The organism is Ruegeria sp. BI7 (assembly GCF_056537925.1).
The window spans coordinates 84,843-111,228 of record NZ_JBQFSK010000012.1; the positions used below are offsets into that span (position 1 = coordinate 84,843).

Annotated in this window: 32 protein-coding genes; 20 read left to right on the forward strand and 12 right to left on the reverse strand. The window is 57.1% G+C overall.

The features are described from left to right. Nucleotides 1–2: 2 nt before the first annotated feature. Nucleotides 3–446, forward strand: coding sequence for a low molecular weight protein-tyrosine-phosphatase (locus tag ACR0JB_RS19765; protein ID WP_170398974.1), 444 nt, complete (start codon nucleotides 3–5; stop codon nucleotides 444–446). Here the strand turns inward: ACR0JB_RS19765 and ACR0JB_RS19770 are convergent. From ACR0JB_RS19770 to ACR0JB_RS19780, 3 genes are all read right to left on the reverse strand, one after another. Further along, nucleotides 443–1,384 (reverse strand): LysR family transcriptional regulator, encoded by a 942-nt coding sequence (locus ACR0JB_RS19770; protein ID WP_170398843.1) that lies wholly within the window; start codon nucleotides 1,382–1,384, stop codon nucleotides 443–445. The genes ACR0JB_RS19765 and ACR0JB_RS19770 overlap by 4 nt on opposite strands. Before the next feature lie 66 nt (nucleotides 1,385–1,450). After that, nucleotides 1,451–1,756 (reverse strand): hypothetical protein, encoded by a 306-nt coding sequence (locus ACR0JB_RS19775; RefSeq protein ID WP_170351356.1) that lies wholly within the window; start codon nucleotides 1,754–1,756, stop codon nucleotides 1,451–1,453. Beyond that, a complete protein-coding gene (locus ACR0JB_RS19780) occupies nucleotides 1,753–2,859 on the reverse strand; it encodes a Hint domain-containing protein (protein ID WP_170398840.1) in 1,107 nt (368 codons plus the stop codon). The genes ACR0JB_RS19775 and ACR0JB_RS19780 overlap by 4 nt, the downstream gene beginning before the upstream one ends. Before the next feature lie 163 nt (nucleotides 2,860–3,022). Here ACR0JB_RS19780 and lepA point away from each other — a divergent pair, with 163 nt between their 5' ends. The 7 genes from lepA to ACR0JB_RS19815 all read left to right on the forward strand — a co-directional run bounded on the left by lepA (nucleotide 3,023) and on the right by ACR0JB_RS19815 (nucleotide 8,175). After that, nucleotides 3,023–4,822: a translation elongation factor 4 gene (gene lepA / locus ACR0JB_RS19785; protein WP_170578356.1), complete on the forward strand. Its 1,800-nt coding sequence runs from the start codon at nucleotides 3,023–3,025 to the stop codon at nucleotides 4,820–4,822. Nucleotides 4,823–4,894: 72 nt separating this feature from the next. Then, nucleotides 4,895–5,677 (forward strand): hypothetical protein, encoded by a 783-nt coding sequence (locus ACR0JB_RS19790; protein WP_480790219.1) that lies wholly within the window; start codon nucleotides 4,895–4,897, stop codon nucleotides 5,675–5,677. Nucleotides 5,678–5,929: 252 nt separating this feature from the next. Further along, a complete protein-coding gene (locus tag ACR0JB_RS19795; protein WP_480790220.1) occupies nucleotides 5,930–6,172 on the forward strand; it encodes a hypothetical protein in 243 nt (80 codons plus the stop codon). A 159-nt stretch (nucleotides 6,173–6,331) separates the two neighbouring features. Next, nucleotides 6,332–6,652 carry a hypothetical protein gene (locus ACR0JB_RS19800; RefSeq protein ID WP_480790221.1) on the forward strand — a complete coding sequence of 107 codons (321 nt, stop codon included), beginning with the start codon at nucleotides 6,332–6,334 and terminating at the stop codon, nucleotides 6,650–6,652. Nucleotides 6,653–6,751: 99 nt separating this feature from the next. Then, nucleotides 6,752–6,931 (forward strand): CTP synthetase, encoded by a 180-nt coding sequence (locus ACR0JB_RS19805; protein ID WP_170351351.1) that lies wholly within the window; start codon nucleotides 6,752–6,754, stop codon nucleotides 6,929–6,931. A gap of 131 nt (nucleotides 6,932–7,062) precedes the next feature. After that, complete coding sequence (locus tag ACR0JB_RS19810; protein ID WP_170398830.1) at nucleotides 7,063–7,548, forward strand: hypothetical protein; 486 nt, start codon at nucleotides 7,063–7,065, stop codon at nucleotides 7,546–7,548. Between the two features lie 177 nt (nucleotides 7,549–7,725). Continuing rightward, nucleotides 7,726–8,175 (forward strand): hypothetical protein, encoded by a 450-nt coding sequence (locus tag ACR0JB_RS19815; RefSeq protein ID WP_170351349.1) that lies wholly within the window; start codon nucleotides 7,726–7,728, stop codon nucleotides 8,173–8,175. 1,110 nt (nucleotides 8,176–9,285) lie between these two features. Here ACR0JB_RS19815 and ACR0JB_RS19820 read toward each other — a convergent pair. From ACR0JB_RS19820 to ACR0JB_RS19835, 4 genes are all read right to left on the reverse strand, one after another. After that, a complete protein-coding gene (locus tag ACR0JB_RS19820; RefSeq protein WP_082643663.1) occupies nucleotides 9,286–9,423 on the reverse strand; it encodes an entericidin A/B family lipoprotein in 138 nt (45 codons plus the stop codon). Between the two features lie 75 nt (nucleotides 9,424–9,498). Further along, nucleotides 9,499–10,293 carry a metal ABC transporter permease gene (locus ACR0JB_RS19825; RefSeq protein ID WP_170398827.1) on the reverse strand — a complete coding sequence of 265 codons (795 nt, stop codon included), beginning with the start codon at nucleotides 10,291–10,293 and terminating at the stop codon, nucleotides 9,499–9,501. Further along, nucleotides 10,293–11,042, reverse strand: coding sequence for an ATP-binding cassette domain-containing protein (locus tag ACR0JB_RS19830; RefSeq protein ID WP_367648212.1), 750 nt, complete (start codon nucleotides 11,040–11,042; stop codon nucleotides 10,293–10,295). The genes ACR0JB_RS19825 and ACR0JB_RS19830 overlap by 1 nt, the downstream gene beginning before the upstream one ends. Beyond that, the gene (locus tag ACR0JB_RS19835; RefSeq protein WP_170362560.1) at nucleotides 11,039–11,518 is read right to left on the reverse strand and encodes a Fur family transcriptional regulator; all 480 of its coding nucleotides are present in this window, start codon (nucleotides 11,516–11,518) and stop codon (nucleotides 11,039–11,041) included. The genes ACR0JB_RS19830 and ACR0JB_RS19835 overlap by 4 nt, the downstream gene beginning before the upstream one ends. A 95-nt stretch (nucleotides 11,519–11,613) precedes the next feature. Here ACR0JB_RS19835 and ACR0JB_RS19840 point away from each other — a divergent pair, with 95 nt between their 5' ends. Beyond that, complete coding sequence (locus ACR0JB_RS19840; protein WP_480790222.1) at nucleotides 11,614–12,666, forward strand: zinc ABC transporter substrate-binding protein; 1,053 nt, start codon at nucleotides 11,614–11,616, stop codon at nucleotides 12,664–12,666. Between the two features lie 12 nt (nucleotides 12,667–12,678). On the opposite strand, the gene ACR0JB_RS19845 is transcribed toward ACR0JB_RS19840, so the two are convergent. Continuing rightward, nucleotides 12,679–13,020: an ArsR/SmtB family transcription factor gene (locus ACR0JB_RS19845; RefSeq protein ID WP_170351344.1), complete on the reverse strand. Its 342-nt coding sequence runs from the start codon at nucleotides 13,018–13,020 to the stop codon at nucleotides 12,679–12,681. A 310-nt stretch (nucleotides 13,021–13,330) separates the two neighbouring features. Between ACR0JB_RS19845 and ACR0JB_RS19850 the strand changes: the two genes are divergently transcribed. From ACR0JB_RS19850 to ACR0JB_RS19875, 6 genes are all read left to right on the forward strand, one after another. Then, nucleotides 13,331–13,963 (forward strand): ATP-dependent Clp protease proteolytic subunit, encoded by a 633-nt coding sequence (locus ACR0JB_RS19850; RefSeq protein WP_058282412.1) that lies wholly within the window; start codon nucleotides 13,331–13,333, stop codon nucleotides 13,961–13,963. Nucleotides 13,964–14,097: 134 nt separating this feature from the next. After that, on the forward strand, nucleotides 14,098–15,363 hold the full coding sequence (clpX, locus tag ACR0JB_RS19855; RefSeq protein WP_170351343.1) for an ATP-dependent Clp protease ATP-binding subunit ClpX: 1,266 nt from the start codon (nucleotides 14,098–14,100) through the stop codon (nucleotides 15,361–15,363). A 62-nt stretch (nucleotides 15,364–15,425) separates the two neighbouring features. Beyond that, nucleotides 15,426–15,788: a RidA family protein gene (locus tag ACR0JB_RS19860; protein WP_170398819.1), complete on the forward strand. Its 363-nt coding sequence runs from the start codon at nucleotides 15,426–15,428 to the stop codon at nucleotides 15,786–15,788. Nucleotides 15,789–15,867: 79 nt separating this feature from the next. After that, a complete protein-coding gene (locus ACR0JB_RS19865) occupies nucleotides 15,868–16,251 on the forward strand; it encodes an NADH:ubiquinone oxidoreductase subunit NDUFA12 (RefSeq protein WP_170362565.1) in 384 nt (127 codons plus the stop codon). Between the two features lie 12 nt (nucleotides 16,252–16,263). Then, nucleotides 16,264–16,716, forward strand: a complete 453-nt coding sequence (gene mlaD / locus ACR0JB_RS19870) for an outer membrane lipid asymmetry maintenance protein MlaD (protein WP_170351340.1) — start codon at nucleotides 16,264–16,266, stop codon at nucleotides 16,714–16,716. Next, nucleotides 16,713–17,081 (forward strand): DUF2155 domain-containing protein, encoded by a 369-nt coding sequence (locus ACR0JB_RS19875; protein ID WP_170398816.1) that lies wholly within the window; start codon nucleotides 16,713–16,715, stop codon nucleotides 17,079–17,081. Before mlaD ends, ACR0JB_RS19875 begins: the two co-directional genes overlap by 4 nt. Here ACR0JB_RS19875 and aat read toward each other — a convergent pair. From aat to ACR0JB_RS19895, 4 genes are all read right to left on the reverse strand, one after another. Next, the gene (gene aat, locus ACR0JB_RS19880) at nucleotides 17,036–17,668 is read right to left on the reverse strand and encodes a leucyl/phenylalanyl-tRNA--protein transferase (RefSeq protein ID WP_170398813.1); all 633 of its coding nucleotides are present in this window, start codon (nucleotides 17,666–17,668) and stop codon (nucleotides 17,036–17,038) included. The two genes, ACR0JB_RS19875 and aat, sit on opposite strands and share 46 nt — an antisense overlap. A gap of 48 nt (nucleotides 17,669–17,716) precedes the next feature. After that, nucleotides 17,717–19,066, reverse strand: a complete 1,350-nt coding sequence (gene accC / locus ACR0JB_RS19885) for an acetyl-CoA carboxylase biotin carboxylase subunit (RefSeq protein WP_170351337.1) — start codon at nucleotides 19,064–19,066, stop codon at nucleotides 17,717–17,719. Nucleotides 19,067–19,075: 9 nt separating this feature from the next. Continuing rightward, nucleotides 19,076–19,579: an acetyl-CoA carboxylase biotin carboxyl carrier protein gene (accB, locus tag ACR0JB_RS19890; protein WP_170398810.1), complete on the reverse strand. Its 504-nt coding sequence runs from the start codon at nucleotides 19,577–19,579 to the stop codon at nucleotides 19,076–19,078. A gap of 151 nt (nucleotides 19,580–19,730) precedes the next feature. Next, nucleotides 19,731–20,267 (reverse strand): LuxR C-terminal-related transcriptional regulator, encoded by a 537-nt coding sequence (locus tag ACR0JB_RS19895; protein WP_170351335.1) that lies wholly within the window; start codon nucleotides 20,265–20,267, stop codon nucleotides 19,731–19,733. Between the two features lie 206 nt (nucleotides 20,268–20,473). Here ACR0JB_RS19895 and ACR0JB_RS19900 point away from each other — a divergent pair, with 206 nt between their 5' ends. From ACR0JB_RS19900 to ACR0JB_RS19920, 5 genes are all read left to right on the forward strand, one after another. Beyond that, nucleotides 20,474–21,769, forward strand: a complete 1,296-nt coding sequence (locus ACR0JB_RS19900; protein ID WP_170379193.1) for a helix-turn-helix transcriptional regulator — start codon at nucleotides 20,474–20,476, stop codon at nucleotides 21,767–21,769. Nucleotides 21,770–21,844: 75 nt separating this feature from the next. Continuing rightward, nucleotides 21,845–22,225, forward strand: coding sequence for a response regulator transcription factor (locus ACR0JB_RS19905; RefSeq protein ID WP_170379195.1), 381 nt, complete (start codon nucleotides 21,845–21,847; stop codon nucleotides 22,223–22,225). Then, on the forward strand, nucleotides 22,222–22,524 hold the full coding sequence (locus ACR0JB_RS19910) for a hypothetical protein (RefSeq protein WP_480790223.1): 303 nt from the start codon (nucleotides 22,222–22,224) through the stop codon (nucleotides 22,522–22,524). Before ACR0JB_RS19905 ends, ACR0JB_RS19910 begins: the two co-directional genes overlap by 4 nt. Beyond that, a complete protein-coding gene (locus ACR0JB_RS19915) occupies nucleotides 22,524–25,202 on the forward strand; it encodes an ATP-binding protein (protein WP_480790224.1) in 2,679 nt (892 codons plus the stop codon). Before ACR0JB_RS19910 ends, ACR0JB_RS19915 begins: the two co-directional genes overlap by 1 nt. A gap of 77 nt (nucleotides 25,203–25,279) precedes the next feature. Continuing rightward, a complete protein-coding gene (locus ACR0JB_RS19920) occupies nucleotides 25,280–26,386 on the forward strand; it encodes a FliM/FliN family flagellar motor C-terminal domain-containing protein (protein ID WP_170398801.1) in 1,107 nt (368 codons plus the stop codon).

The window sequence follows — 26,386 nt, forward strand, 5'->3', positions numbered from 1 at the left end:
CCATGACCCACCGTATCCTCTTTGTCTGTCTCGGCAATATCTGCCGTTCTCCTGCTGCCGAAGGCGTGTTTCGCGCCCGCGCGCCGCATCACACCACCGATAGCGCCGGAACCTCGGGTTGGCATATTGGTAATCCGCCTTATGGGCCGATGCAGGCAGCGGCACAGGCCCGCGAAATTGACCTTAGCGACCTGCGAGCCCGGCTGTTTGTAGCCGAGGATTTCGAACGGTTCGATTTGATCATCGGTATGGACGCCGAAAACATTGCAAATATCGAGGCGTTGCGCCCCGCTGGGAGCACTACCCCTGTACAGTTGCTCACCGATTTCGCACCCGAAACGGGTGCCGATCATGTACCCGATCCGTATTACACCCGTGATTTCGACGGGGCGCTGGACCTAATTGAAGCTGCCGTTGAAGGGCTTCAAGCGCATCTGCGGGCCTAGCCCATTACTTTCAGTTTGTCCGTCAGCCATGGCAGTTGCACCAACGCCGGGTCGACGATCTGATTGCGCATAAGGCGACGCATCATGCCCGCGACCTCTTGTGGAACCTGATCGGACCAATCGGTGCGCGTGAACAGGGAAATTGTCCGCGAAAACTCTCCGAATGGAACGGGATGGACCGCCAGCGCGTCGTGGAAACGCGCCGCCCGCATATAGCCCAGCGGCGTTGTGATCGCCCAACCCAACCCGCGTGCGACCATGGCCATTAAAGCAAGATGCGAACCGATCTCGAACCGTTCCTCATATTTCTGTTGCTGCCGCGCCAGATGCGACTCGATCTGGCGGCTGATCAGCTGTTCACGGGCATAGCGCAGAAAGGGCAGGTCCTGCGTGGCATTGTCGACCCCTTTGGGGGTCACCAGAATAAATGGGTCGCGGACCAAGGGATATTCGACCACACCTTCAAGCACTTCGCCGGAATGGGCCGAGACCATCAGGTGCAGGCGTTGCGCTTCCAACTCGGCGAACAGATCCAGGCTGGGCAGGGTAATGAGCTTGAAATTCGACCGTGTCAGGCTGTCGGCCAATAGGGTTGCCAATCGAGGCGTCAGGTCATTGTCAAAGTCGTCGATCAGCCCGATGGACAAAGTGGTGAGGTGCCCCAGGTCCATAACGGTCAACTCACTTTGTGCTATTTGCAGCTCGGCCAGAACTGACTCGGTCCGTGCCAGAAAGCTGTGACCGGCCTGTGTCAGCCGCATCGGGCGTCGCGCGTGATCCACCAATTCGGTGCCAAGAGCGTTTTCCAGATTGCGCAATTGCTGTGACACTGAAGGCTGGCTGAGCCCCGTGATCTCGGCCGCCTGCGCCACCGATCCCGTCCGCGCCAAGGCTTCGAACACTTCGAGCCCACGCAGGGTCAGCCCTTTCATTACCATTAGATACACCTTTCGCTGCGCCTTTTCTGGGGCGCAGGACGGATCAGGTCAAGGATTCAGAATGCCTTAGCTGCAGATCGCCTGTGCCATCTGGCCAAAGTTCTGATACCGATCCCACAGCGCATCATCGCGTGCAGTTTGCGACATCTTCAACTCTTGCGCCTGGTGGGGGTCGGTGAACCACTTCGCGACGGTTTTCTGATCGCTGCGGGTCAATGCCTGATTGGCCACGCGTTGAATGCAGTTGCATCGATCCCGTGTCGCGGCTGTACGATCAGACGCCAGACACGCCCGTTTGATCTGCGCAGCTTCGACCGGTGCTATCGCCGTCAGAGATGTGGCACATAGTGCGATTAGGAGGAACTTTTTCATGCTCTTGCCTCGTTTTTGCCTGCCCGGAGTGATCTGACGCCTCTCTCGGTCTGCGGCGGAGTATGAATCAATCGGGTTTGCGGATCAATGGACAACAGCGATTGGAGCAAAAATGCGGCCTCACGGCGTTTTAAGGCCAGTCTTGCCGTGTCTGTTGTTTCCATAACACGCCCCGTGAGTTCGGGAAAAAATAGCCTGTCTGGGTTTGGCTGATCCGCCAAACATGCGGCCAGCAGACTTTCGGAGGCTGCGCCGTTCGCCCGGACGACGTTATGCCGTTCCAGTAAAAAGTGATGAAAGCGGGCCGTTCGATCTGTAGCCAGATATGCGATACCGGCATCCACAAGGCTTATGGCGGGGACAAAAACTTCATTCTCTGCGAACAACAACTCGGCCAATGGATGTGAAATCAATATCCTATGTTGCTGGGAGACTTTGAGCGGGGCAAAGTTGGATAGAACGCCAACGGGAATTTTCACTAGTTTGAAGCGGCCTGCAGCAATGACATCCTGGACACCCGTCCATTGCACCGAAACAAACCCATCATCCTGTGTCCAAACCCTGTCACCCGGCTTCAATGCTTCGATTGGCAGGTGACCCTGTTCCGTTTCAATTAAAGTTCCAGCATCATAGCAGATCGGTGTAACATATTCGCTTTCATCAAAGCTCGGGCCTTCCTGCGTGCTGACAACGGTCAAGGGCACGCCAGCGGGGGGAAACTGACCGGGCCCTCCGATAAAGGCAATCCCCTCAACGGTTGCGTATGCCGGAGAAGAGTTGGTTACGTTGAACGCAACCGCCTGCCAAGTGTTCACTCCATCTGTTAAGGTGATGCCGTACTCAGCCTCAACTCGCGTGCCGTCGGTGAATAGCGTGCCGTCTATTGTCTGGTCGCCATCCAAACGCTGATTTCCATCGTTGTCGGCAAAATTGGTGTCGCTTCCCGCGTCGGTGATGAAGACCTCGGTCGCCGCGCGAGAGTCAATCGTGATCGTCTGCCCGATCAAATGTATGCCCGTGCCCTGAGTGATGCCGTCCAACCCCTGAGGCACCGTGATCGACAGTTGGCTTTCACCAAGAACGAAAATCGAATAGTCGGCCAACGTTTAAACTGCTTTCTTGTTAGTGTTCGGGCCAATCAACGGCATAATCCTATCCGTTCGCAAATATTGGGTAAATGCATTTAAGTAGAAAGACCCACTGCGCGCCTATGCTGCAACGCTTCACGGCTTGACGAGACCCAAATCTCCGGACATATCCCAACCCATGACAGACCTCGCTCATATCCGCAATTTCTCCATCGTCGCGCATATCGACCATGGCAAATCCACTCTTGCTGACCGGCTCATCCAAGAGACCGGAACGGTCAAGGATCGCGACATGAAGGAACAGCTGCTCGACAGCATGGATATCGAACGCGAGCGTGGCATCACCATCAAGGCCAACACGGTCCGCATCGACTATACTGCCGACAATGGCGAGCAATACGTGCTGAACCTGATCGACACCCCCGGCCACGTGGACTTCGCCTATGAGGTCAGCCGGTCCATGCGCGCGGTCGAGGGCTCGCTACTGGTTGTGGACTCGACCCAAGGGGTCGAGGCGCAGACGCTGGCGAACGTCTATCAAGCCATCGACGCCGATCATGAGATCGTGCCGGTGCTGAACAAGATCGATCTGCCCGCGTCCGATTGTGACCGCGTGGCCGAACAGATCGAAGACGTCATCGGCATCGACGCGACCGACGCCATTCAGGTCAGCGCCAAGACGGGGCAGGGCATCCATGAGACGCTGGAAGCCATCGTGCAGCAACTGCCCGCACCGCAGGGCAATCTGGACGCGCCGCTCAAGGCGATGCTGGTGGATTCCTGGTACGACGCCTATCTCGGTGTCATCGTTCTGGTCCGCATCATGGACGGTACGCTGAAAAAGGGGATGCGGGTCAAGTTCATGTCGAACGGCACCCTGCACCATGTCGACCGCGTCGGCGTCTTCCGCCCCGAGATGGAGATGGTGGACTCGCTCGGCCCCGGCGAGATCGGCTTTCTCACCGCTTCGATCAAACAGGTTCGCGACACCCGCGTCGGCGACACCATCACCAATGACCGCAACGGTACTGAAATCGCGCTGGACGGCTTCAAACCCGCGCAGCCGGTGGTGTTCTGTGGCCTCTTCCCCGTCGACAGTTCCGAATTCGAAGACCTGCGTGATGCGATCGACAAGCTGGCGCTGAACGACGCCTCGTTCTCGTTCGAAATGGAAACCTCGGCCGCGCTGGGCTTTGGCTTCCGCTGTGGCTTCCTCGGCCTTCTGCACCTTGAGGTTATCCGCGACCGCATCGAACGCGAATATGATATCGAGCTCATCACCACCGCGCCGTCGGTGATCTATCACGTCTACATGAAAGACGGCGAGATGATCGAGCTGCACAACCCCGCCGACATGCCCGACCCGTCCAAGGTCGACCATATCGAGGAGCCGCGCATCAAGGCGACCATTCTGGTGCCCGACGAATACCTCGGCGACGTGCTGAAACTTTGCCAGGACCGCCGCGGCATCCAGCTGGACCTGACCTATGCGGGCAGCCGCGCAATGGTCGTCTATGACCTGCCGCTGAACGAGGTCGTCTTTGACTTCTACGACCGCCTGAAATCGGTGACCAAGGGGTATGCTTCGTTCGACTACCAGATGACCGGCTACACCGAGGACAATCTGGTCAAGATGTCGGTGCTGGTGAATGACGAGCCGGTCGACGCGCTGTCGACCATGGTTCACCGCGACCGGGCCGAGATGCGGGGCAGGGCGATGTGCGAAAAGCTCAAAGACCTGATCCCGCGCCACATGTTCAAAATACCGATCCAGGCCGCCATCGGAGGCAAAGTCATTGCCCGCGAGACCCTCTCAGCGCTGCGCAAGGACGTGACCGCGAAATGCTACGGCGGCGACGCCACGCGGAAACGCAAACTGCTGGACAAGCAGAAGGCGGGTAAGAAAAAGATGCGTCAGTTCGGGAAAGTGGATATACCTCAGGAGGCGTTTATTTCTGCGTTGAAGATGGACAGTTAAGGCTGTCCATGTTTTTGCCGGAGAATATCAGCAGTTGTTGCAGTATATGAAGCCAGTATTTCTGTGAGGCAGATGAAACCAAACTTTAGAATCAAGGATTTAATACTTGCAGTTTTGCCATTCTTTTTGTGGTTTTCTTTATTCTACTCATTGGGATACTTCTATTATCTAGGCTTTGAGAGCGCAATTTTTGTCTCTGCATCTTCGGTTACTCAAATGCTCTCCGAAGCCGTTATCCCGTTTTCTTTTTCGTGGGGAATGGCTCGCGTTTTTGAACGTTTTGCCGCCGCAGAAGTCAACAGAGTGGGGAATTTTTGGTCCGTTTCGTTAAGGGAAAGAAGTCTTTTTGTAATAATAGTTCTATTTTCTCTATTGCTTTACGATGCTCTGTTTAATGGTTCGCGTGGAGTGGATAACTTTAAGTTCCTTATTGTTTTCTTAGCGTTATTCTATTTTCAGTATTTTCTGTACGGACCTACGGCTGGCGGAAAGGCACCAATACCGCATCTGAGGCGACTGGTGAGGATTTTCAAGAAAAGGCGCAGGTTCGCGCGGACCTTCTTTAAGGAAGACTTCGCAGGTTTTGTTCAACATTCGTCTATCGCCATAGTCTTTGCGATTGGATCATGGCTTGGCTACTCGCGGTGTGAGTACTTCGCTAAAGATGTATTGGTTGAATTGAGTAATCCAGATGGAAGTAAGGAATTGGTGCACCCTGTTCTGAATGCCTACAACGCCGCAATCTTCCTGGACGAAAATGGTGATTTGATGCGTGTTCCAAATCCGAGGTTTAAGATTGTCGATACTAAACAACGCGAGCAGCGTGGATCATTGCAAAACGTGGACGAGCAATAACCTAGTTTTCAATCCTCCCGCCCGGCGGCACCGCCGGGCCGCGCCGAACCGCTCCTCGGTTCGGTCGCGGCCCTCAGCTCTGTAATCAACCGTTGCAGCGCGTTTGCTCCCGAGGCTCCACACGTTCGAAAGCGAAACTGTCTCGCCGTCAGCCATCCCTCGCCGATCCGCCGCGTTGGGCGCTGACGCTCACCGAACTTGACCGGTTTCATGGTATTCTCACCACACCCAAAAAAACGGGAGGAATAATCGATGAAACATCTGACTCTGGCCGCTGCCTTCTGCCTGCTCGCCGCGCCCGCCTTTGCCTTCCAATGCCCCACCGACATTGCCGCCATTGATGCCGCTCTGGCCGCGGGTCCCGACTTGTCCGCCGAACAGATCGCACAGGTCGAGGCATGGCGCAACGAAGGCGCTGCGCAACATGATGCGGGAGACCATGACGCGTCGGTCACGACACTGGCTCAGGCCAAGGACCTGCTCGGACTGAACTAGCGCCACATTACCGATCTGGTTTGACAAAGCGGGCGGTGCGATCGGGCATCGCCCGTGAAGGGGGCGGCACACCCATCACCCCACTGTGACCCACCTCACAGCCCCAACCGCACCCTCCTGCTACACTTGACCCAACGGAACCCTCGGCAGGAGGTGCAGATGTCCACATCCTTGATCCCCCTTATCGCCCTCGGGTCGGCGGGTCTCTATTCCGTGGCCATGATCGCGATGAAGTTCTGGTGGAAACTCCCCGGTGTGGGGCTTGGCCTGCTGATCGTCGCAACCCTGCTGGCCGGGGCGACGCTGGAGCTTGCCGCGCTGCGCGAGGAACGGTTGGGCATCATCTATACCGGCATTCTGGGGGCCGAGGTCATCCTGATCGCCATCGCCTCTTACTTCCTGTTCGGCGAAAACTTCTCTGGTCGCGAAGTCGCCGGGATTGGCCTTGTCCTGGTCGGCACGGCCTTGGCATGGGCCTGATCGCGCCTCGAACTTCCACTTATTCTGACCCAGATCAAGGATCACCCTCAAGCTTGGTTTTAAGGTGCGCGCAAACAGACTGGAAAAACGAGGCACCCTATGCTGACCCTGATGCTGATCCTTCACATCTTTCTTGGTTCCACCTTTGCCGGGTCCGCAGTAATTGCGGTTTTGGCAATGGGTTACACGTCGGCGACGCATATTCTGGTCGCAGCTGTCGTGGGGTTTGTGGCGGCGTTCCCGGTTTCGTATCTGGTGGCCCGCAAGCTCGAAAGCTGATCCGTGGTGCATAGGTCCCCGCTTTAGACGCACACATCTCAATCTGTTATTGTGTCCGCGGGGGACCGCGTTTGGGCGGCTTTATTCTTCGGGTGCCTGCAACGCATGACCCTCAGAAATGAGAGGTTATTATGCACAAATTCTTAACGACAACCGCAGCCACAGTTCTGACCCTAGGCTTGTCCGCAGGTTTGGCTCAGGCCGAGACCTATGACGCCGCAGCCAAGGGCATGGGGACGAACGCGAACCAGGTCTATGGCATCTCGGACGGGAACGCCGTGGTCAAAACGCAGACCGACTATAACAGTTTCGAAGTCACCGCCGGGCACCCGCTGGAGGGGGCAACGGGTTCGTGCTTCGGTGCGCTGCTGGTCAACGGAGCTGTGGTCTCGGGCACCGGGAATTGTGTGTTCGATACCACCTCGGGCGATAAGGCGGTGATGACCTGGACGGCCACGGGCCTTGGTGCGGATGGGGCTTTGACGGGTGACTGGACCGTCTCGGGCGGTTCGGGCAGTTGGGCCAGCGCCACCGGAAGCGGGAGTTTTTCGTCGCTGACTGATCCTGACACCAAGAAGTTCGTGAATACGATCACAGGTAGTATCACAATCGAATAATCAATCTTCACAAAGGCTTGCGACAGGGGCGCGGGGTTTGACGTGCCCCCGTTCGCTGTGGATGTCTAAGGGGTCCATGAACCATTCATGAAGTTTCCCTCAGGTAAGTTGTAACTGGATCGCGCCCTTCCAATCTGTTGAGCAGGCCAGCATCGGCCCGACAGAAGGAGAGAGCCAATGACCAGATACATGACTGCCGGAGCAGCCGCTCTGGCCACGACCCTCACCCTTGGTACGGCCGCGCTGGCTGATACCGCGCCGGATCTGCGCGGTACTTGGTTGGGCTCGTACACAACCGTTTCACCAAGCCATTATCAACGCGGCGATGAGCCCAGGTTCAATCAGGCTGAATGGATGCTGGATGTCCAGATTCAGGAAGACAACGTGTTCTGGGGTCCCAGCAAATGGCGTCGTGAAGGCGATGCCGAGTGGAACGAAAATGAGGCCACTGGCACCATCAGCCTGGACGGTTCGGGAAGTATCGGGATCATCGAAACCTCGCCCATGATCATCGGCGCAAACGCGTTGATCGACGCCCGGTACGAAGATGGAAAGATCTATGCGGATTTCCGTAGCCTGCGTAACGGAACGACTTACAGCACCGTTCTGGAACGTCAGGTGAACTGAAGCGTTTCCGGTCCGATCGGTCTGTAGGGGGTACTGGCTGCGGTTTGTTGCAGCACGTAATAGGTAATCCTGATCGGGTCGGAGCGCTTCTCAAAAAGCGGAACTATGATCCCCTCGGTGAGGGGGCGGGTCGGGCGGTGATGGTGCCACCTGCGACAGGGCTCGGATTGGTCTATGCCCAAAAGCGGCGTTCCTCGGTACAGGCCAGCCGGGCTTCGCGATCCTTCAGCGCGGTATTGCAGAAAGTGGGCAATGGCGCTCGACCCAAAACTCACATTATGTCCGCTGCGAAAAGTGGGATCGATTCTTGGAAACTTGCCTCTGGGGATTGGAGAATCTCACGGTTTTTACCAATTTGACCGATTAATAGCCTTTGCACTCGCAGAAAGACTGCAAAATTGCGTTATTGTCGGATGATTTTATTTTTCCACCGCCAAGCCAGTGGCACTTTGAAGTTTCCAGAGTTATCCACATAAGCTTCCCGGCACATATCAACATCTTATCCCCGTCTAATTTTCATGCTGCAGTGCTATTTTCTTGTTCGAGACAAGTCCGAATGTAACAGTCTGATTACTGCAACGGTTCTTCGGAACCTGAGCGGGGCGCAAAGGCCAGGGGGTCAGAGCGATGAGAGCGGATTTTAGGATTTGTTTTTCGTTGCAATGATTTACCGGTGGGCAAATGGCTGATCTAGGTTTCGAATTTGGATCAGGCGATTACCCTCTCAGAAGGTCGGCGCGTGCTGTGTGGTGCCAGCAGGTACGACGCAGCGGCTTTGGCCCTTTAGGGGGCCGGGGCAACTGGCTCGGGACGTTCCTCGGACGTGTCGACCCGGCAAGGCGTCAGGAGTATCCGCAAGGATGCATGCATGGACCGCGTCTGCGCACCTGACGCCTTTTCCTTTTGCCGGACATTGGCTTGAAACAGACTGCCACTCTATCCCCTTAAAAAAAGGGAACGGGGTTCTTGTGTGTACACAAGAACCCCGTCGTGTTGTCAGAAATGCAATACCGCGTCTATGCACCTGTGATCCGCAGTTTACTGTGGATCGTGGCCGGTATCAACTATATGTTGCGGTTCCTGCCTCGACCCAGCAATAAATGGAGTGGTTTAAAGGTTTTCCTGCACGTCCGTGGCCGCGCCTTGAATCGCGTCGCCTGCTTTCTCGATGTCTTTGCCTGCGCCCTTTGCGGTTTCACAAGCGGTGAGGGTGAACAGGGCCAGGCCAATCAGAATTGCACGGGTCATCGGTGTCTCCATTTGTGTCAGTTATGTGTTGCGTAGCAGTTTTTCCCGAACGGAACCAGAGCTTTGGGTCCCGTATTATTCCTTGCGGATCAACGGACCAAACAGCGCGGTTGCAACAAAGATCAAAGCCGCCGCACAAACGATGCTGGGCCCGGCTGGCGTGTCGGCCAGATACGCGCCCCACAGCCCGCCCAATGCGGCCACAGAGCCTATGATCGCGGCGTAGAACGCCATGGCTTCGGGTGTTCTGACCAAAGACCGCGCACCCGCTGCAGGGATTACCAGCAAGGCTGCGATCAAAAGAACGCCAACCACCTTGATTGCAACGGCCACGACCAGAGCCATGGCAACGGTCAGCCACATTTCTTCGCGCTTTGGGTCGATATCTGAGGCGTAGGCCAGGTCCGGGTTGAGCGTGGCCACCAACAAGGCCGACCACCTCCAGATCATTAGGGCAAGGATCAATGTGCCGCCAACCCAGATTGTCGTCAAATCGGTTTTGGTAACGGCTAGGATGTCGCCGAACAAAAAGGCGTTCAGATCCAGTCGGACATCCGCCAACAAGGCTACGGTGACCAATCCGGCTGCCAGCGCAGTATGCGCGATGACGCCCAGCAACGTGTCCATGGCAAAACCCTTACCACGCAGCAGCGTCACGGTCAGACCCATGGCCAAAGCGGCAGCGACAATAGCTGGCAGGAAGGGCAGCGAAAACGCAAGCGCCAGCGCAACCCCCAAAACCGAGGCATGCGCAGTCGCCTCGCCCAGATAAGCCATGCGACGCCAAACCACGAAACAACCCAGAGGGGCCGCCGCAATTGCAACGCCAACCCCTGCAAGGGCGGCGCGTACCATAAAATCGTCCAGCATCAGTTGGTATTGTCCTGTGCGTGATGGTGATCGTGATGGTGGGAATGGCTGTGCTTATGTTGATACAAAGCCATGGTCCCCTTGGTGCCGCTGCCGAACAATGCCCGGTATTCAGGTGCGTCAGCGACAGTGTTGGGCGAACCTTCACAGCATATATGTCCGTTCAGACACAGCACTCGGTCCGAGGCCGCCATGACCACATGCAGGTCGTGGCTGACCATCACGACCGCGCAGCCCAAATCGCGGCGAACCTGCTCAATCCGTTGGTAGAACGCAGCCGCACCGGGTTGATCAAGCCCTTGTGTCGCCTCGTCCAATAGCAGCAGTTGCGGATTTTCCAGCAAAGCACGCGCCAGAAGAACGCGTTGAAACTGGCCGCCGGACAGTTTCGTCATCTGTCTGCTGCGAAGGTCGGGGACCCCGGCAATGTCTAATGCATTGACGGCGTCGCGGGCCGAGATGCGCTTGGGAAGACCTAGAAACCGCTGGACTGTCATCGGCAGGGCCGCATCAAGCGCCAGTTTCTGGGGCACATAACCGATTCGCAGGCCTGACGCGCGTTGCACTGTGCCTTGGGCAGGAGAGACCGCACCAATCATCGCGCGCAGAAGGGTCGATTTACCCGATCCGTTTGGTCCGACAATCGTGACGATCTCGCCTTCGGAAACCGAGGCGTTCACATGTTCAAGAATGGTTCGGCCATCCACGCGAATGGACACGTCCTTCAGAGAGATCAGCGTTTTTGTCACGGTTGATCCCCAATGCATTCGGGGCACAGACCTTCGGCTTCGACCACAACCCGCTCGATCCGAAACCCCGAGGTGCTGGCCGCAGCGCCCAAACGCCCCTGCGTCAACTCGGTTTCAGTTTCGGCTACAGCTTTGCAGGATCGGCAGATCAGGAAGGCCGGAATATGGTCATGGGTCGGGTGGGCGCAGGCGGTATAGGCGTTCAGTTGTTCGATCCGGTGGACAAACCCGTTCTGCACCAGAAAATCCAGTGCGCGATAAGCCACGGGCGGTTGCGAACCCATCCCCTCGGCGGACAGGACGCTGAGGATGTCGTAGGCACCCATTGCCCGATGTTTTTCCAGCAGAATCTCAAGTACGCGGCGCCTGACCGGTGTGAATTGCAGGCGCTGCGCTTTGCACTTTGCGTCGGCCTGAGCCAGGGCTGTGTGAACGCAATGCGTGTGGTCGTGTTGTCTGAAGCCAACTGTGCTCATGGTGATGCGCTCCGGGTATTTTCTGCTTGATATGTTATAACACCAAGCTTATCAAGCGCTCGAAGTATGTGATAACATATCATCTTGGAGTGCGTATGATCCGTTTTTCCCTCTTTGTAATTGGTGCCGGTTTGGCAGGTCAAGCTGCAGCCGAAGCCCCAAAGGTCGCCACTGATATTGCTCCGGTTCATTCCTTGGTGGCACGCGTCATGGATAGGGTAGGATCGCCAGATCTGATCATCCCGCCGGGTGCTTCACCGCACAGTAACGCGATGCGGCCTTCTCAGGCGCGTGCATTGCAATCGGCGGATGTGGTGTTCTGGGTCGGCGAAGAACTGACTCCCTGGATGGTCAAGCCACTGAGTGCATTGTCCGAGGATGCGCAGCTTGTGACTTTGCTGGATACTGATGGAACAGTTCTGTACGATTTTCGCGATGTTACCGAAGAGGGTCATGAAGAGGATCATCATGATGATCACGATGACCACGCCAAGCATGACGACCATTCTGATCATGACGACCACGACGATCATGATGGTCATGACGATCATGCCGAAGACAAACATGAAGGCCACGACGACCACGAAGAAGGGCACGCAGGCCACGACGATCACGGTCATGACCATGACGGAATTGATCCGCATGCCTGGTTGGACCCTGAAAATGCGCGGGTTTGGATTCAGGTAATCGCGGAATCTCTGGCGACCGCTGATCCGGAAAACGCGCAACAGTATCGAGACAATGCACAGGCCGCCGATGCCGAACTGGCTGGCTTGCAAGATGAAATAGCTGCTGACTTAAGCGGTATGCAGGCACGCAGCTTCATCACATTCCATGATGCCTATCAGTATTTCGAAAAGCGCTTTGGCTTGGAAACCTCTGGATCCGTCAGCTTGGGCGACGCCTCGGCGCCGGGACCCGCGCGTCTGGCCGCCCTGCAGGAAAAAGTCACCGAAGATCAGATCGTCTGCGCCTTTGCGGAACCGCAATACGACACTCGTTTGGTGAAAACTGCGATTGAGGGAACGGGCGCCGCAATCTATCATCTGGATCCGATCGGCGTGGCCCTTAACCCTGGCGCAGATCAATATACGGATTTGCTGCGCGCATTGGTCGACGGTTATCAGGCCTGTGCCAACGGATCGTAAAAGGCTGAAGGTTCAGCCTTTTTCCTCGCCACAGAACATGTCGTAGACAAGTTCCAGCATGCGGCGCGGGCGGTCATCCGCCAGACGGTAATAGATCGCCTTGCCCTCGCGGCGGGGCGTCACCAGCCCCTCAAGGCGCAGGCGCGACAATTGCTGGGACACGGCAGCCTGACGCGCCGATAACAATTCTTCCAATTCGGTCACGGATTTTTCGCCAGACACCAGGTGGCACAGGATCATCAGGCGACCCTCATGGCTGATGGCTTTCAGGAAATTCGACGCGCGCGTCGCGTTGTTAACCATCTTGTCAAACGACTCGGGAGGCATATTTTGCGAAAGCTGGGGAAGGGCCATCGTTTGTTTCCTTTTCTACGCGTAAGCGGGGTGGATGTTGTTTTGAGCGGATCCGATACGCGTTATGTTTGGTTACATATTTTGATCATGTATTTCCATATGCACGGATCAAAATGATGTGATGTGACAGCGATGAGATTTGATGGACATCACCGCGATAACTTTGGCGACAGCGGGATTGGGCCTTAAAACACGGCGATAGGGGGTGAAGTATCCGGTCCCCCTTGCAGCCCCCCGATGGCGACACTAAGACTTGGGTAACGTTTCTTCGGGTAATGTCCCGATCCATAGCAAAGCAGGCAGGTTCAGAATGTTCGATCCAGTTGATACCTATATGAATACGCTCGTCCCAATGGTGGTCGAACAGACCAGCCGGGGCGAACGGGCCTACGATATTTTCTCGCGCCTATTGAAAGAGCGGATCATCTTCATCAACGGCCCGATCCATGACGGGATGAGCCATCTTGTCGTGGCGCAGCTGCTGCATCTTGAGGCGGAAAACCCCAGCAAAGAGATCTCGATCTACATCAACTCGCCAGGTGGAGTGGTGACCTCGGGTTTGTCGATTTACGATACAATGCAGTATATCAAGCCGAAATGTTCGACATTGGTAATCGGTCAGGCGGCCTCGATGGGGTCGGTTTTGCTGGCTGGGGGTGAAAAAGGCATGCGGTTCTCGCTGCCCAACAGCCGCATCATGGTCCACCAACCCAGCGGCGGGTATCAGGGTCAGGCCAGCGACATCATGATTCACGCAGCCGAGACACAGAAACTGAAGGATCGCCTTTATGACATATACGTGCGTCATACGGGCCAGACCAAAAAGGCAGTTGAAAAAGCACTTGATCGTGACAATTTCATGAGCCCGGAAGAGGCGAAAGATTGGGGTCACATCGACGAAATTGTTGAAAACCGCGCCAAAATGGACGGCGACGAGGCCTGAGTTTAAGCCCCCGGGCCGGTGGTGCGGGGGCGCATTTTGAGATTGTAGCCGTCTCGGTGCTGGCCTAAGCTGCACCAACAGGTGGCAAGCGCGGTTCAGGATGGGCCGCAGGGACGAAGCCCGAAAGGTAGAACATGGCGACGAATTCAGGCGGTGACGGCAAGAACACGCTCTACTGTAGCTTCTGCGGCAAGAGCCAGCATGAGGTGCGCAAGCTGATTGCCGGACCGACCGTGTTTATCTGCGATGAATGCGTCGAACTGTGCATGGACATCATCCGCGAGGAAACCAAGGCCAGCGGTCTGAAGTCCTCGGACGGGGTTCCGACACCGAAAGATATCTGCGAGGTTCTGGACGACTATGTGATCGGTCAGGCGACGGCCAAACGGGTTCTGTCGGTTGCGGTTCACAACCACTACAAGCGTCTGAACCACGCCCAAAAGGCGGGTGGCGATATTGAGTTGGCGAAATCCAACATCCTTCTGATCGGCCCAACCGGTTGCGGTAAAACCTTGCTGGCACAGACATTGGCTCGGATTCTGGACGTACCGTTCACCATGGCAGATGCCACCACGCTGACCGAAGCCGGTTACGTCGGTGAGGATGTCGAGAATATCATTCTCAAACTGCTGCAAGCCAGCGAATACAATGTCGAACGCGCGCAGCGCGGCATCGTATATATCGATGAAGTCGACAAGATCACACGCAAGTCCGAAAACCCCTCGATCACGCGCGATGTGTCGGGCGAAGGCGTTCAGCAGGCGCTGCTGAAACTGATGGAAGGCACCGTGGCCAGTGTTCCGCCGCAAGGTGGTCGTAAACATCCGCAGCAGGAATTCCTGCAGGTGGACACGACGAATATCCTGTTCATTTGCGGTGGTGCGTTTGCGGGTCTGGACAAGATCATCGCGCAACGTGGCAAGGGCTCGGCCATGGGCTTTGGTGCTGACGTACGTGACAATGATGAACGCGGTGTGGGCGAAATTTTCAAAGATCTGGAGCCGGAAGATCTGCTGAAATTCGGTCTGATCCCGGAATTTGTCGGTCGTCTGCCGGTTTTGGCAACGCTGGAAGATCTGGATGAGGACGCGCTGGTTACCATTCTGACCAAGCCCAAGAACGCTCTGGTCAAACAATATCAGCGCCTGTTCGAACTGGAAGATGCCGAGCTGGCGTTTACCGACGACGCGCTGAAGGCGATTGCCAAGAAAGCCATCGAACGTAAGACTGGCGCGCGCGGGCTGCGCTCGATCCTCGAGGACATCCTGCTGGATACGATGTTCGAACTGCCCGGCATGAAAAACGTGACCGAGGTTGTGGTCAACGAAGAGGCTGTGTCGTCCGATAAGCAGCCGCTGATTATCTACGCGGACGCGGCGGAATCGGCCTCGGCCGGTTAAGTTCAAAACGAATTAGCAAACACGGCGCGGCATGGACCGCGCCGTTTTCTTTTGGAGGCATCATGACGATCAAACGTATCTCCTCGGGCGGAGAATTCGAAGCCAAAATAGGCTACTGCCGTGCGGTGGTAGCCGGTGGCTGGGTTCATGTGGCTGGGACGGTCGGGCAGGGCGATGATGTGTCCCAACAATGTCGTGCAGCACTGGTGACAATCGAAAAAGCCCTGAGCGAGGCTGGGGCCAGCTTTGCTGATGTTGTTCGCGTAACATACATGCTGCCGGACCGTGCCGAATTTGAACCCTGCTGGCCGATTTTGCGAGAGTATTTCGGAGAAAACCCTCCGGCCACATCCATGATCGAATGCGGTTTGATTGATCCGAAATTCCGGATCGAAATCGAAGTAACGGCTTATTTGCCGGAATAGTGAGTGCAGCCTTTGTGACACTGGACCTTGGCGTGCCTTTGGTCCATATCTGCGGGGACAGAAATGCCGGAGGCAGCCGATGGGAATCCTGAACACGCTATTGCGGGCCGTAACCTGGTGGAACGGGGCCACTCTGAACACGCAGATTTATACCGCGCGCAAGGGCGTCAAGGTCGGTGAGGACAACGAAGGCAACGTGTTCTACCAAAACGCCGATGACAGTAAGCGCTGGGTGATTTTCAACGGCGAAGCCGAGGCAAGCCGGATCGATCCGGATTGGCACGGTTGGCTGCACCGTACCTGGGACGAGCCGCCAACCGACAAACCGTTACAGCACAAATCCTGGGAAAAGCCCCATCAAGAAAACCTGACGGGTACCGCACTGGCTTATGCACCCGCGGGATCTCTGCGTCGGCAAGATCCGATCGAGCGCAAAGATTACGAGGCCTGGAGCCCGGAATAAACGAGGCGAGCAATGTCTACTTACAATGTGACCGAAGTTCTTGTCGGCGGGGCCGTTTTGGCCTGTGCCGTTGCCTTTGGCGTCTATGCAAGCCAATCCACCGGTCTGTCGCAAGGCGGTGAAGGGTATCAACTGGGGGCTTCCTTCCGGTCGCTGGAAGGTGTCGGTGTCGGCACGGATGTACGTCTGGCCGGGGTCAAGATCGGCACGGTAACCGGTGTTACCCTAAACGCAGACACCTATCGTGCGGACACGACATTCACTATCCGGGACGGTATTCTGGTGCCTGATGACAGCGCCATCGTGATCTCTTCCGAAGGGCTGCTGGGCGGCAATTTCGTTGAGGTGATGCCCGGTGGTTCGCCTTTCTATTTCGAGCCGGGCGATCAGGTCGAAGATACCCAAGGCGCGGTGAGCCTGATCTCACTACTGGTCAAATTCGTGGCCGGGGATAGCGGCGAATGAGGCGTTTCGCCGTGATCACTGCGCTGCTGGTCGCCTCTGGCGCATCAGCTCAGGAAAAGGTTCAATCCGCCCCCGGAGCAATCCTGCGGGGCCTGGACAAAGTCAGCGGCCAAACCGTCGATGTCGAAATGCAAAACGGTCAGACCGGAGAGGTATTCGGTCTGGATGTTGCATTGGGGGATTGCCGCTATCCTGTCGAAAACCCGACAGGTGATGCGTTCGCCTATCTGACGATCTGGGAAAAAGGTAAGTCGGATCAATTGTTTGACGGCTGGATGATTGCAACGTCTCCAGCCCTGAACGCGCTGGATCATGCACGCTATGACGTCTGGGTGATCCGCTGTATTACACCCTCGGGCGACTGAACCAAAGGCGTGATAAAATCTGCGTTGGCGTTCAATGCCTCGTCCAATTCCTGACGGTATTGCGAGCGCGGAATTTCGATTGCACCCAAGGACGCCAGATGAGTTGTCAGAAACTGCGTATCAAACAGCCGAAACCCGGTTTGGCGCAGTCGGTCCACCAGATAGGCCAGCGCGATTTTTGACGCATCTGTTCGGCGTGAAAACATGCTTTCCCCAAAGAATGCAGCCCCCAATGTAACGCCGTAAACACCGCCAACCAATTGATCCTTTTCCCAAACTTCCAGAGAATGCGCATAGCCTGACTGATGAACTTGTATGTACAGTTCGCGAAGTTCGGTATTGATCCAGGTGTCGGCGCGATCTGCGCAGCCGTCGACCACCCCGGTAAAATCCTGATCTATGGTGACAGAGAACCCGCAATTTCGGATGCGGCGTGTCAGACTGCGCGAGACGTGGAATCCATCCAAGGGAAAGACTCCGCGGAACTTGGGATCAACCCAGAACAATTCTGGTGCGTCGCGGTTTTCAGCCATCGGAAAAATACCGATGGAATAGCCGTGTAGTAAGAGTTCCGGGGAAAGGCTCATGCGGAGTGCTCGAAGGGCGAAGGATTGCAGCCCTTCGCCCCCAGTAGGTTAGTCAGGCATATTCTCAGCAAGCCAGCGTTCCAACCAGTGGATGTTGTAGGTGCCGCTGTGAATATCGGGTTCCTGTAGGAGGTCGTGAAACAGCGGCACAGTGGTATCAATGCCGTCCACGATCAGTTCGCCCAATGCGCGTTCCAGACGCGCCAGCGCCTCGGCCCGGTCGCGGCCCTGTACGATCAGTTTGGCAATCAGTGAGTCGTAATAGGGCGGGATTGAGTAACCATCATAAAGCGCTGAATCCATCCGCACGCCCAATCCGCCGGGCGCATGATAGGCCGTGATCTTGCCCGGGCAGGGTGAGAAGTTGGGCAGTTTTTCAGCATTGATCCGAACTTCGATGGCGTGGCCATTGATTTCCAGATCGTCCTGACCGAACGACATGTCTTCACCGGCAGCCACGAGAATCTGTTCCCGCACCAGGTCGACGCCAAAGATCCCTTCGGTTACCGGGTGTTCGACCTGAAGACGGGTGTTCATCTCGATGAAATAGAACTCACCGTTTTCGTACAGGAACTCGATGGTACCCGCGCCGATATAGTTGATTTTGGCCACGGCGTCGGCACAGACCTTGCCGATCTTGGCGCGTTCCTCTGGCGTGATGCAGGGGCCAGGGGCCTCTTCAAACACCTTCTGGTGGCGACGCTGCAGCGAACAGTCGCGTTCGCCCAGATGAACCGCTTTGCCTTTGCCGTCGCCAAACACCTGAATTTCGATGTGGCGCGGCGTGGTCAGGTATTTCTCAATATAGACCTCGTCATTGCCAAAGGCGGCTTTGCCCTCGGCCCGTGCGGTCATGAATGCGCTTTCCATCTCATCGGCGTTCATCGCGACCTTCATGCCGCGCCCACCGCCACCTGCGGTGGCTTTGATGATAACGGGATAGCCGAAATCTTCGCCGATCTTTTTAGCGGTTGCCAGGTCAGGCACACCACCATCCGAACCGGGAACGCAGGGCACACCCAGTTGTTTCATCGTGTCTTTGGCGGTGATCTTGTCGCCCATGATGCGGATATGTTCCGCGGTGGGGCCAATAAAGGTGATGCCGTGATCTTCGACGATCTGCACGAACTCGGCATTCTCGGACAGGAAGCCGTAACCGGGGTGGATCGCCTGAGCGCCGGTGATTTCACAGGCCGAGATGATCGCGGGCATCGAAAGATAGCTCTGCGGGCTGGGCGGAGGACCGATACATACCGATTCGTCCGCCATGCGTACATGCATCGCGTCGCTGTCGGCGGTTGAATGCACGGCAACCGTTTTAATCCCCATCTCGCGCGCGGCGCGGATGACGCGCAGGGCGATCTCGCCTCGGTTGGCAATCAGGATTTTATCGAACATGGGCCCGCCTTACTCAACGATGACCAGAGGGGTGCCAAATTCCACAGCGTCACCATCACCAACCAGAATACGCTTGATGGTGCCTGCTTTGGGCGCGTGGATATGGTTCATGGTTTTCATCGCTTCGACGATCAGCAGCGTGTCGCCTTCGGATACCGACGCGCCGACCGAAATGAACGCAGGTGCGCCCGGTTCAGCTTGCATATACACGGTGCCGACCATGGGCGAGGTTACAGCGCCGGGGTGGCTGGCCGGATCTTCCTGTGCGGCGGGGGCTTCGTTTGCTGCAGGCGCGGCGGCAGGGGCAGCAACGGGCGCGGCCGGGGCTGCGGCAGGAACGGCAACCTGAACCGGAGCAGCGGCGACCTGGTTCATGCGGCTGACGCGCACGTTCAGGCTGTCTTCCTCGCCATATTCGCGTTTGACCTGCAATTCGGTCAGATCGTTTTCGCGCAGCAATTCGGCCAGTGCCTTGATGAATGCCACATCCGCTTCGTGTTTGGTGTCTGTCATGAGTGTCCTCGACGGTTCCCCTTTGGCCCGTCTGTTCCTGCGGGCTTTGGTCTAATTACGCAGCGTTATAAGCCAAGCGTCCGGCCATGAAAAGCGCAGTCTCGGCCTGACAGATAAGGGTTTTACCCAAGTTTTCCCGGGGGGAAAGGGGCTACAGTGGCATTCCTGAAAGTTTCGCCACCAATTCGGGTAGTTTGCGTGCCCCGAATTTCTCAAGCAGGCGTGCGCGATAGGCTTCGATCGTCCGATAACTAAGGCCCAATTCAACCCCGATTTCCTTTGCGGACAGGCCACGGCAAGACATGATGGCAACCTCACGCTCGCGAACAGTCAGTTCGACCAGGGGGCGTTCTTCCGAGATATCGGAAAAGCTCCAGATGCCATGTCGGAACGGATCGTCCGGTGTTAACGAGCGCCCGCGGGCACGGCACCAGAACAGATCGCTGTTGCGCCTCCGCATGACCCGCTCATCCGTGTAATACCCGGTGTCGCGCATCACCTGCAGGCTGCGTGCACCTATGCGCTCCCAATCGGCGACCGAGGGGTACAGATGCAACAGAGGCATGTTCCGATAATCCGCAACCTCGCCGCCAAAGGTGCGGGCGAACTGCAGGTTGCAGCGCCGAATAATCCGGTTTTCCAATTCGACTAACCCGATTGGCGCATATTCAAAGGCGGGATCGCTCATCCAGCTATCGTGCCGGGAATTGGGTGAAATGAGAAGGGGCAGTACGCAGATTCTGATCACGGCTGGCGAACGATGCGTCGTGCAGATGTGTTAAATTTGTAAAGTGGCTATGAAAATTTGTGCATAACTAATAGAAAAGAAAAACAAGTTTTGAAAACATCGTTGGGAAATGGCTAATTAAGTCCGTGTAAGATAGGGGTAACGGTATGCGCGATACGCTGACAGGCAGTCGCATTCGGGAAAGGCGTCAGATCGCCGGGATGCGCCAGGCTGAGCTGGCGCGGCGGGTCGGGATATCGGCATCTTACCTTAATCTTATCGAACACAACCGCCGCCGGATCGGTGGCAAGTTGCTGGTCAATATAGCGACGGTGCTGGCGGTGGAACCTTCGGTGCTGACACAGGGGATCGAAGCCACATTGATTGCCGCGCTACGCGAGGCGGCGGCTGATGCCGTTGGTCAACAGGCTGAACTGGACGGTTTAGAAGAATTCGCGGGCCGGTTCCCTGGATGGGCGGGTGTACTGGCCCAGATGCACCGGCGTGTGGTGTCGTTGGAGCGCACAGTCGAAACGTTATCCGACAGGTTGACCCATGATCCCCATCTGGCGGCGTCCATGCACGAGGTCCTGTCAACCGCTGCTGCGATTCGTTCAACCGCGGCTATTCTGGCAGACACGCAGGAAATCGAACCCGAATGGCGGGACCGGTTCCACAGCAACCTGCATCAGGATGCGGAACGCTTGGCGGATAGCTCGAAATCGCTTGTGGCTTACCTTGATGAAAGCGATTCCGCCGGGGATCATCGGGGCGTTCCGCTGGAGGATGTCGAGGCGTTTTTCGACGCCAACGGGCATCATTTCCCGCAGATCGAACAGGGTGGGCCCGGCGCTGAAATTGATCTGAGCGATCTGGATTCGGCGACAGCCAAATCCCTGACACGAGACTTTCTTGACATCTATGCTGCAGATGCCCGGGCCATGCCGCTAGAGGATGTGCAAGCGGCTTTGGCAGAATCTGCGTTGAACCCACTGCAATTGGCGTCCCGGTTTTCGGTGGATCTAGCGACGGTGCTGCGTCGGTTGGCGGCCCTGCCGGACGGGTATCTGGGCCGCCCGACGGGTCTGGTGGTGTGTGACGCATCCGGCAGCATTCTGTTCAACAAATCCGTCCCCGGCTTTGCTATGCCGCGTTTTGGCGAAGCCTGCCCCCTGTGGCCGTTGTTTCAGGCCCTGAACCGGCCCTTGGTGCCCATTCGGCAACGCATTGTACAACTTGGTCGGACGGCCGCTGTCTTCGACTGTTATGCCTATGCCTGGCCGCAATCCGTTTCCGGGTACGACGAGGGGCCAGTTTATCGCTCGGTGATGCTGGTACGCTCGGTCGAAGACGTGGCGCATGACGAACAGGCCGTGGCCCGGGTCGGGCCCAGTTGCAGGGTCTGCCCGCACAGCGACTGCAAGTCGCGGCGCGAACCGTCAATTCTGAGCGAAGGTTTTTGACAGTTTCCTGACACTGCGCGTAAGCTGTCGGAGACGGGTCTGCCAGTTTGTAGCCCGTCACGGGGAGGACAGATAATGAGCCGTAAGGTTCTGTTAATTGAGGATGAGCCCAACATCGCCGAGGCCATTCGGTTTCTACTGACGCGTGAGGGTTGGCAGGTGGAAACCCATGCCGAAGGTGCGGACGCGTTGCAGGTCATTCAGGGGGCAAGCCCGGATCTGGTCATTCTGGACGTGATGTTGCCGGGCAAAAGTGGGATGGAGATTCTACGCGACTTGCGTGAGCTTGAGGATATGCAGGGCCTTCCGGTTTTGATGCTGACAGCCCGCGGCCAGTCCCGAGATCGCGAAATGGCCGAAAACGCCGGTGTCAGCCGCTTCATGACCAAGCCGTTTTCCAATACCGAGATGCTGACGGCAGTGCGCGACCTGCATGCGCAGGCGACACAGTCATGAGCACTGGCGAAGACCGGCCGCCCTCGGGGGTTCGGCCTTCGCTGTTTCTTGAGCGACAGAGTTATCGCCGACGCAGGCTGTCAGACGCCGCGCGCCTGTTGCCGTTTTTAGGGGCGGCGCTGCTGGCCATTCCGTTGCTGTGGCCAGATGAGCCGGGCGCGCCGGAAGGGGTGCCTCTGTCCTCAGCGATTTTTTACATCTTTGCCTGCTGGGCGGGCCTGATTATTGCCAGCCTAGTGTTTGGCTTTGCTGCCCGGCGTATGGCCATTCCGGACGATTCCGAGCCCGAGACGGATTGATGGCAACGCTGAACGTCCTTATTCTGGTCTGCCTTGCCTATGTTGTTCTGCTGTTCGGGGTTGCTTTTGCCGCGGATCGGATGGCGGCGGCTGGGCGTGGGGCTTGGTTGCGATCTCCGCTGATCTACACACTGTCGCTGTCGATCTATTGTACGGCCTGGACGTTTTATGGCGCCGTGGGCAACGCCGCGCGGTCGGGGTTAGAGTTTGTAACCATTTACCTGGGGCCAACGCTGGTGATGGTCGGCTGGTGGTGGGGACTGCGCAAACTGGTGCGGGTCGGGCGCAGTCAGCGAGTGACCTCGATCGCTGACCTGATTTCTTCACGCTATGGCAAATCCAATACGCTGGCGATCTGTGTGACCATTCTGGCTGTGCTAGGCGGAACCCCCTACATCGCGTTGCAACTGCAATCCATTACCCTGTCGTTTTCTATCTTTGCCGAGGCTGACCCCTCGGGGCTGTATCGCGAAGGTGCCAGTGTTTTCTGGGTTGCTGCAGGGTTGGCCATCTTTGCGATCCTGTTTGGGACCCGGAACCTGGACGCCAATGAACGGCACCACGGAGTAGTGACGGCCATCGCATTGGAATCCGTGGTCAAGCTGTTCGCGCTTTTGGCGGTTGGCGCCTTTGTGGTCTGGGGCGTTGCGGGGGGCGTGGGGCCGATGATGGACCGGATCGACGCCTCTGAGATCGGTCAGTGGAATGTGGATGCGGGGCGCTGGACCACGTTTATTTTCCTCTCCGCTGCGGCTTTTATCTGCCTGCCGCGTATGTTTCAGGTGATGGTAGTTGAAAACGCGGATGAAGGGCACCTGAGGACCGCTGCCTGGGCCTTTCCGCTGTATCTGCTGTTGATGAGCCTTTTTGTGGTGCCGATCGCGGTCGTTGGTCTGGATCTGATGCCCGAAGGGTCAAATCCCGATCTGTTTGTCCTGACTGTACCCTTGTCTCAGGGCAATGATTGGTTGGCGATGTTGTCCTTTATCGGCGGCTTCTCTTCGGCCACATCGATGGTCATCGTTACCGCAATGGCGTTGTCGACCATGGTGTCAAACCATTTGGTCATGCCAATCTGGCTGAGCACACAGGAAGGGTCCGGCTCGGTTTCGGGGGACGTTCGGAATGTCGTTCTGATGGCGCGTCGGGTGTCGATCGCTGTCATCATGGCGCTGGGTTTCTTTTACTACCGCCTGTCCGGTGGCGGCGCGGCTTTGGCGTCAATCGGATTGGTGGCCTTTGCCGGGATTTCTCAAATCCTGCCCGCACTAGTCGGCGGTCTGTTCTGGCGCGGTGCTACGCGGACCGGCGCGCTGGTGGGACTGACGGTAGGTTTCCTGCTTTGGATATACACACTGCTGTTGCCGGGGATGAGTGGGGCGTTGATACCCGAAACGGTCGTTCAAAACGGGCCCTTCGGGTGGGGTTGGCTGCGCCCGCAGGCCCTGTTTGGGATCGATGGTATGGACCCGATGGTACACACCGTAATGTGGTCACTGTCCCTGAATACGGTGGCGTTCTGTGTTGCATCTTTGCTAAGCGTTCCCAGCCCGTTGGAACGCCTGCAAGGGGCGCAATTCGTTAACGTTTTCGACCATTCGGTCGCGCCGCGCGGCTGGACGGGATCGGTGGCTCAGAGCGAAGACTTGATGATCATGACCCAGCGGATATTGGGGGCGGGCCCGGCGCAAGACTTCTTTCACGCCGAGGCAGAACAGCAGGGTGGTCGCTCTAGCCTGCCGGAACCCACGCCCGCCTTTCTGGAACGTCTGGAACGGGAACTCAGCGGCTCTGTCGGTGCGGCCACAGCGCATGCGATGATTGGCCAGATCGTCGGGGGATCATCCGTTTCGGTCGAAGACCTGTTGGCGGTGGCCGACGAATCCGCTCAGTTGCTGGAATATTCCAGCCAACTGGAGGTCAAATCCGCCGAGCTGTCCCGCACCGCGCGGCAATTGCGCGAGGCAAACACCAAGCTCACGCAAATCTCGGAACAGAAGGATAGTTTCCTTAGCCAGGTCAGCCATGAGTTGCGCACACCCATGACCTCGATCCGCGCGTTTTCCGAGATCATGCGTGACACCGACGGGCTGAGCCCCGAAGAACAGACGCGCTATGCCGCGATCATTCATGACGAAGCTTTGCGCCTGACGCGATTGTTGGATGACCTACTTGATCTTAGCGTACTGGAAAGCGGACAGGTCAGCCTGAACGTGGGCGGGGATACGCTTCGCTCGGTTCTGGATCGGGCGGTGTCCAGTGCATTGGCCGGAACCGGGCAAACACTGACCGTCAAACGCGCGAAAGCGTCCGAGCGTATCCCGCTGTTAACCGATCTGGATCGGCTGGGGCAGGTGTTCATCAATTTGATTTCCAATGCTCAGAAATATTGCGATGCCGACGAGCCCGAACTGACAATCTCGGCCCATGATGTTGGTGGGCAAGTTGTGATTGATTTTGCGGATAACGGCAGTGGCATCCCGCCCGAGGCGCGCTCGATGGTGTTCGAAAAATTCGCCCGTGTTGGCGTCGACAAGGCGGGGGGTGCCGGATTGGGTTTGGCGATCTGCCGCGAGATTATGCAGCGCCTGGGCGGTGAAATCACCTATCTGCCCGGTCAGGGCGGGGCGGCCTTCCGTGTTCGGTTGCCACTGGCCTATCGGCAGGCTGCGCAGTGATGTGCTTGTAAAGACATTCGTAACCAGCACCGGTTTAGACAGGGTGTCAGACGCGGAAAAACACAGCGGATTCGGGAATGTCGCAAACGGTCAGCGCAGCATTGGCGCGCAAGCTTTCAGCGGGACGGGAAGAGCAGGGCGATAAGCCACGCTCGATCTTGCGGGCGCTGCGGCTGGCTTTTGCCCGCGCGGCCGGGGACAATTTGCAACTCCCGCTTGTTGTCATAGGGGCCAAACAATCCAACCGTACGCCGGACATGCTGGCGGGGCCGGTTGGGGAAGATTGGTTGATGCTGCAGTTTATGAACAGCGATGGAATCTCTGCCGCTGTCTGCATGGATCTGGGCGCAGTTTCAGCCATCGTTCAAGTGCAAACGATTGGTGAGGTAATGGCAGGTGATCCTGCGCCACGTGCCTTCACGCACACGGATGGTGCGATGGTTGCCCCGTTGGTCGAGCAGGTCTTGGCACGGTCTGTGGAACTGGTGGATGCGCCTTTGGATCAATCCAGTTTGTTGGGGTATGAATTTTCGACGCGGCTGGCAGATTTGCGCACATTGTCGCTGGCGATGGTTGAAGATACGTATCGGGTGTTTGACCTTACCGTGGAACTGGGCGGTGGCCTGCGGCAGGGCCAGATTTCTGTCTTCCTGCCCGATCATCTGGCAGAGCAGGAGGGGGAGGTCAGGCAAGAGGACACAGGTCCAAACCTTGAACAGGCTTCGGGTGTTTTGCGGGCAGAGTTAAACGCGGTGATCTGCCGAATGACCTTGCCGCTGGCGTCGCTGTCTGACCTTGCCGTTGGGGATGTGCTGCCGTTGACGGGATCACGGCTGGATCGGGCGCAGGTCTTGACGATCGACCGCGCGCGCGCTGCCGTTGGTCGCTTGGGGCAATGTGGCGGGATGCGCGCCGTGCGCCTGAACGAATGCGCACCGCTTACGGCGTTGACCCAATCTGAAGCCGAGGAGTTTCTGGAGGCCCGGTCGCCTGTGGCATCACATCAGGAACCGGACATGCCCGCACAACCAGAGATGTCGCAGATGCCTGTCCCGTTCGGTTCAATCGCACCGGAGGATTTGGAAACGAACCTGAATTTCGCCGACTCAGATCAAATGGTTGCCGAAATTTCGCAGCTGGCCGGGTTGTCGACGCCCACAACTGATCCCAATAATTCTAGCTAG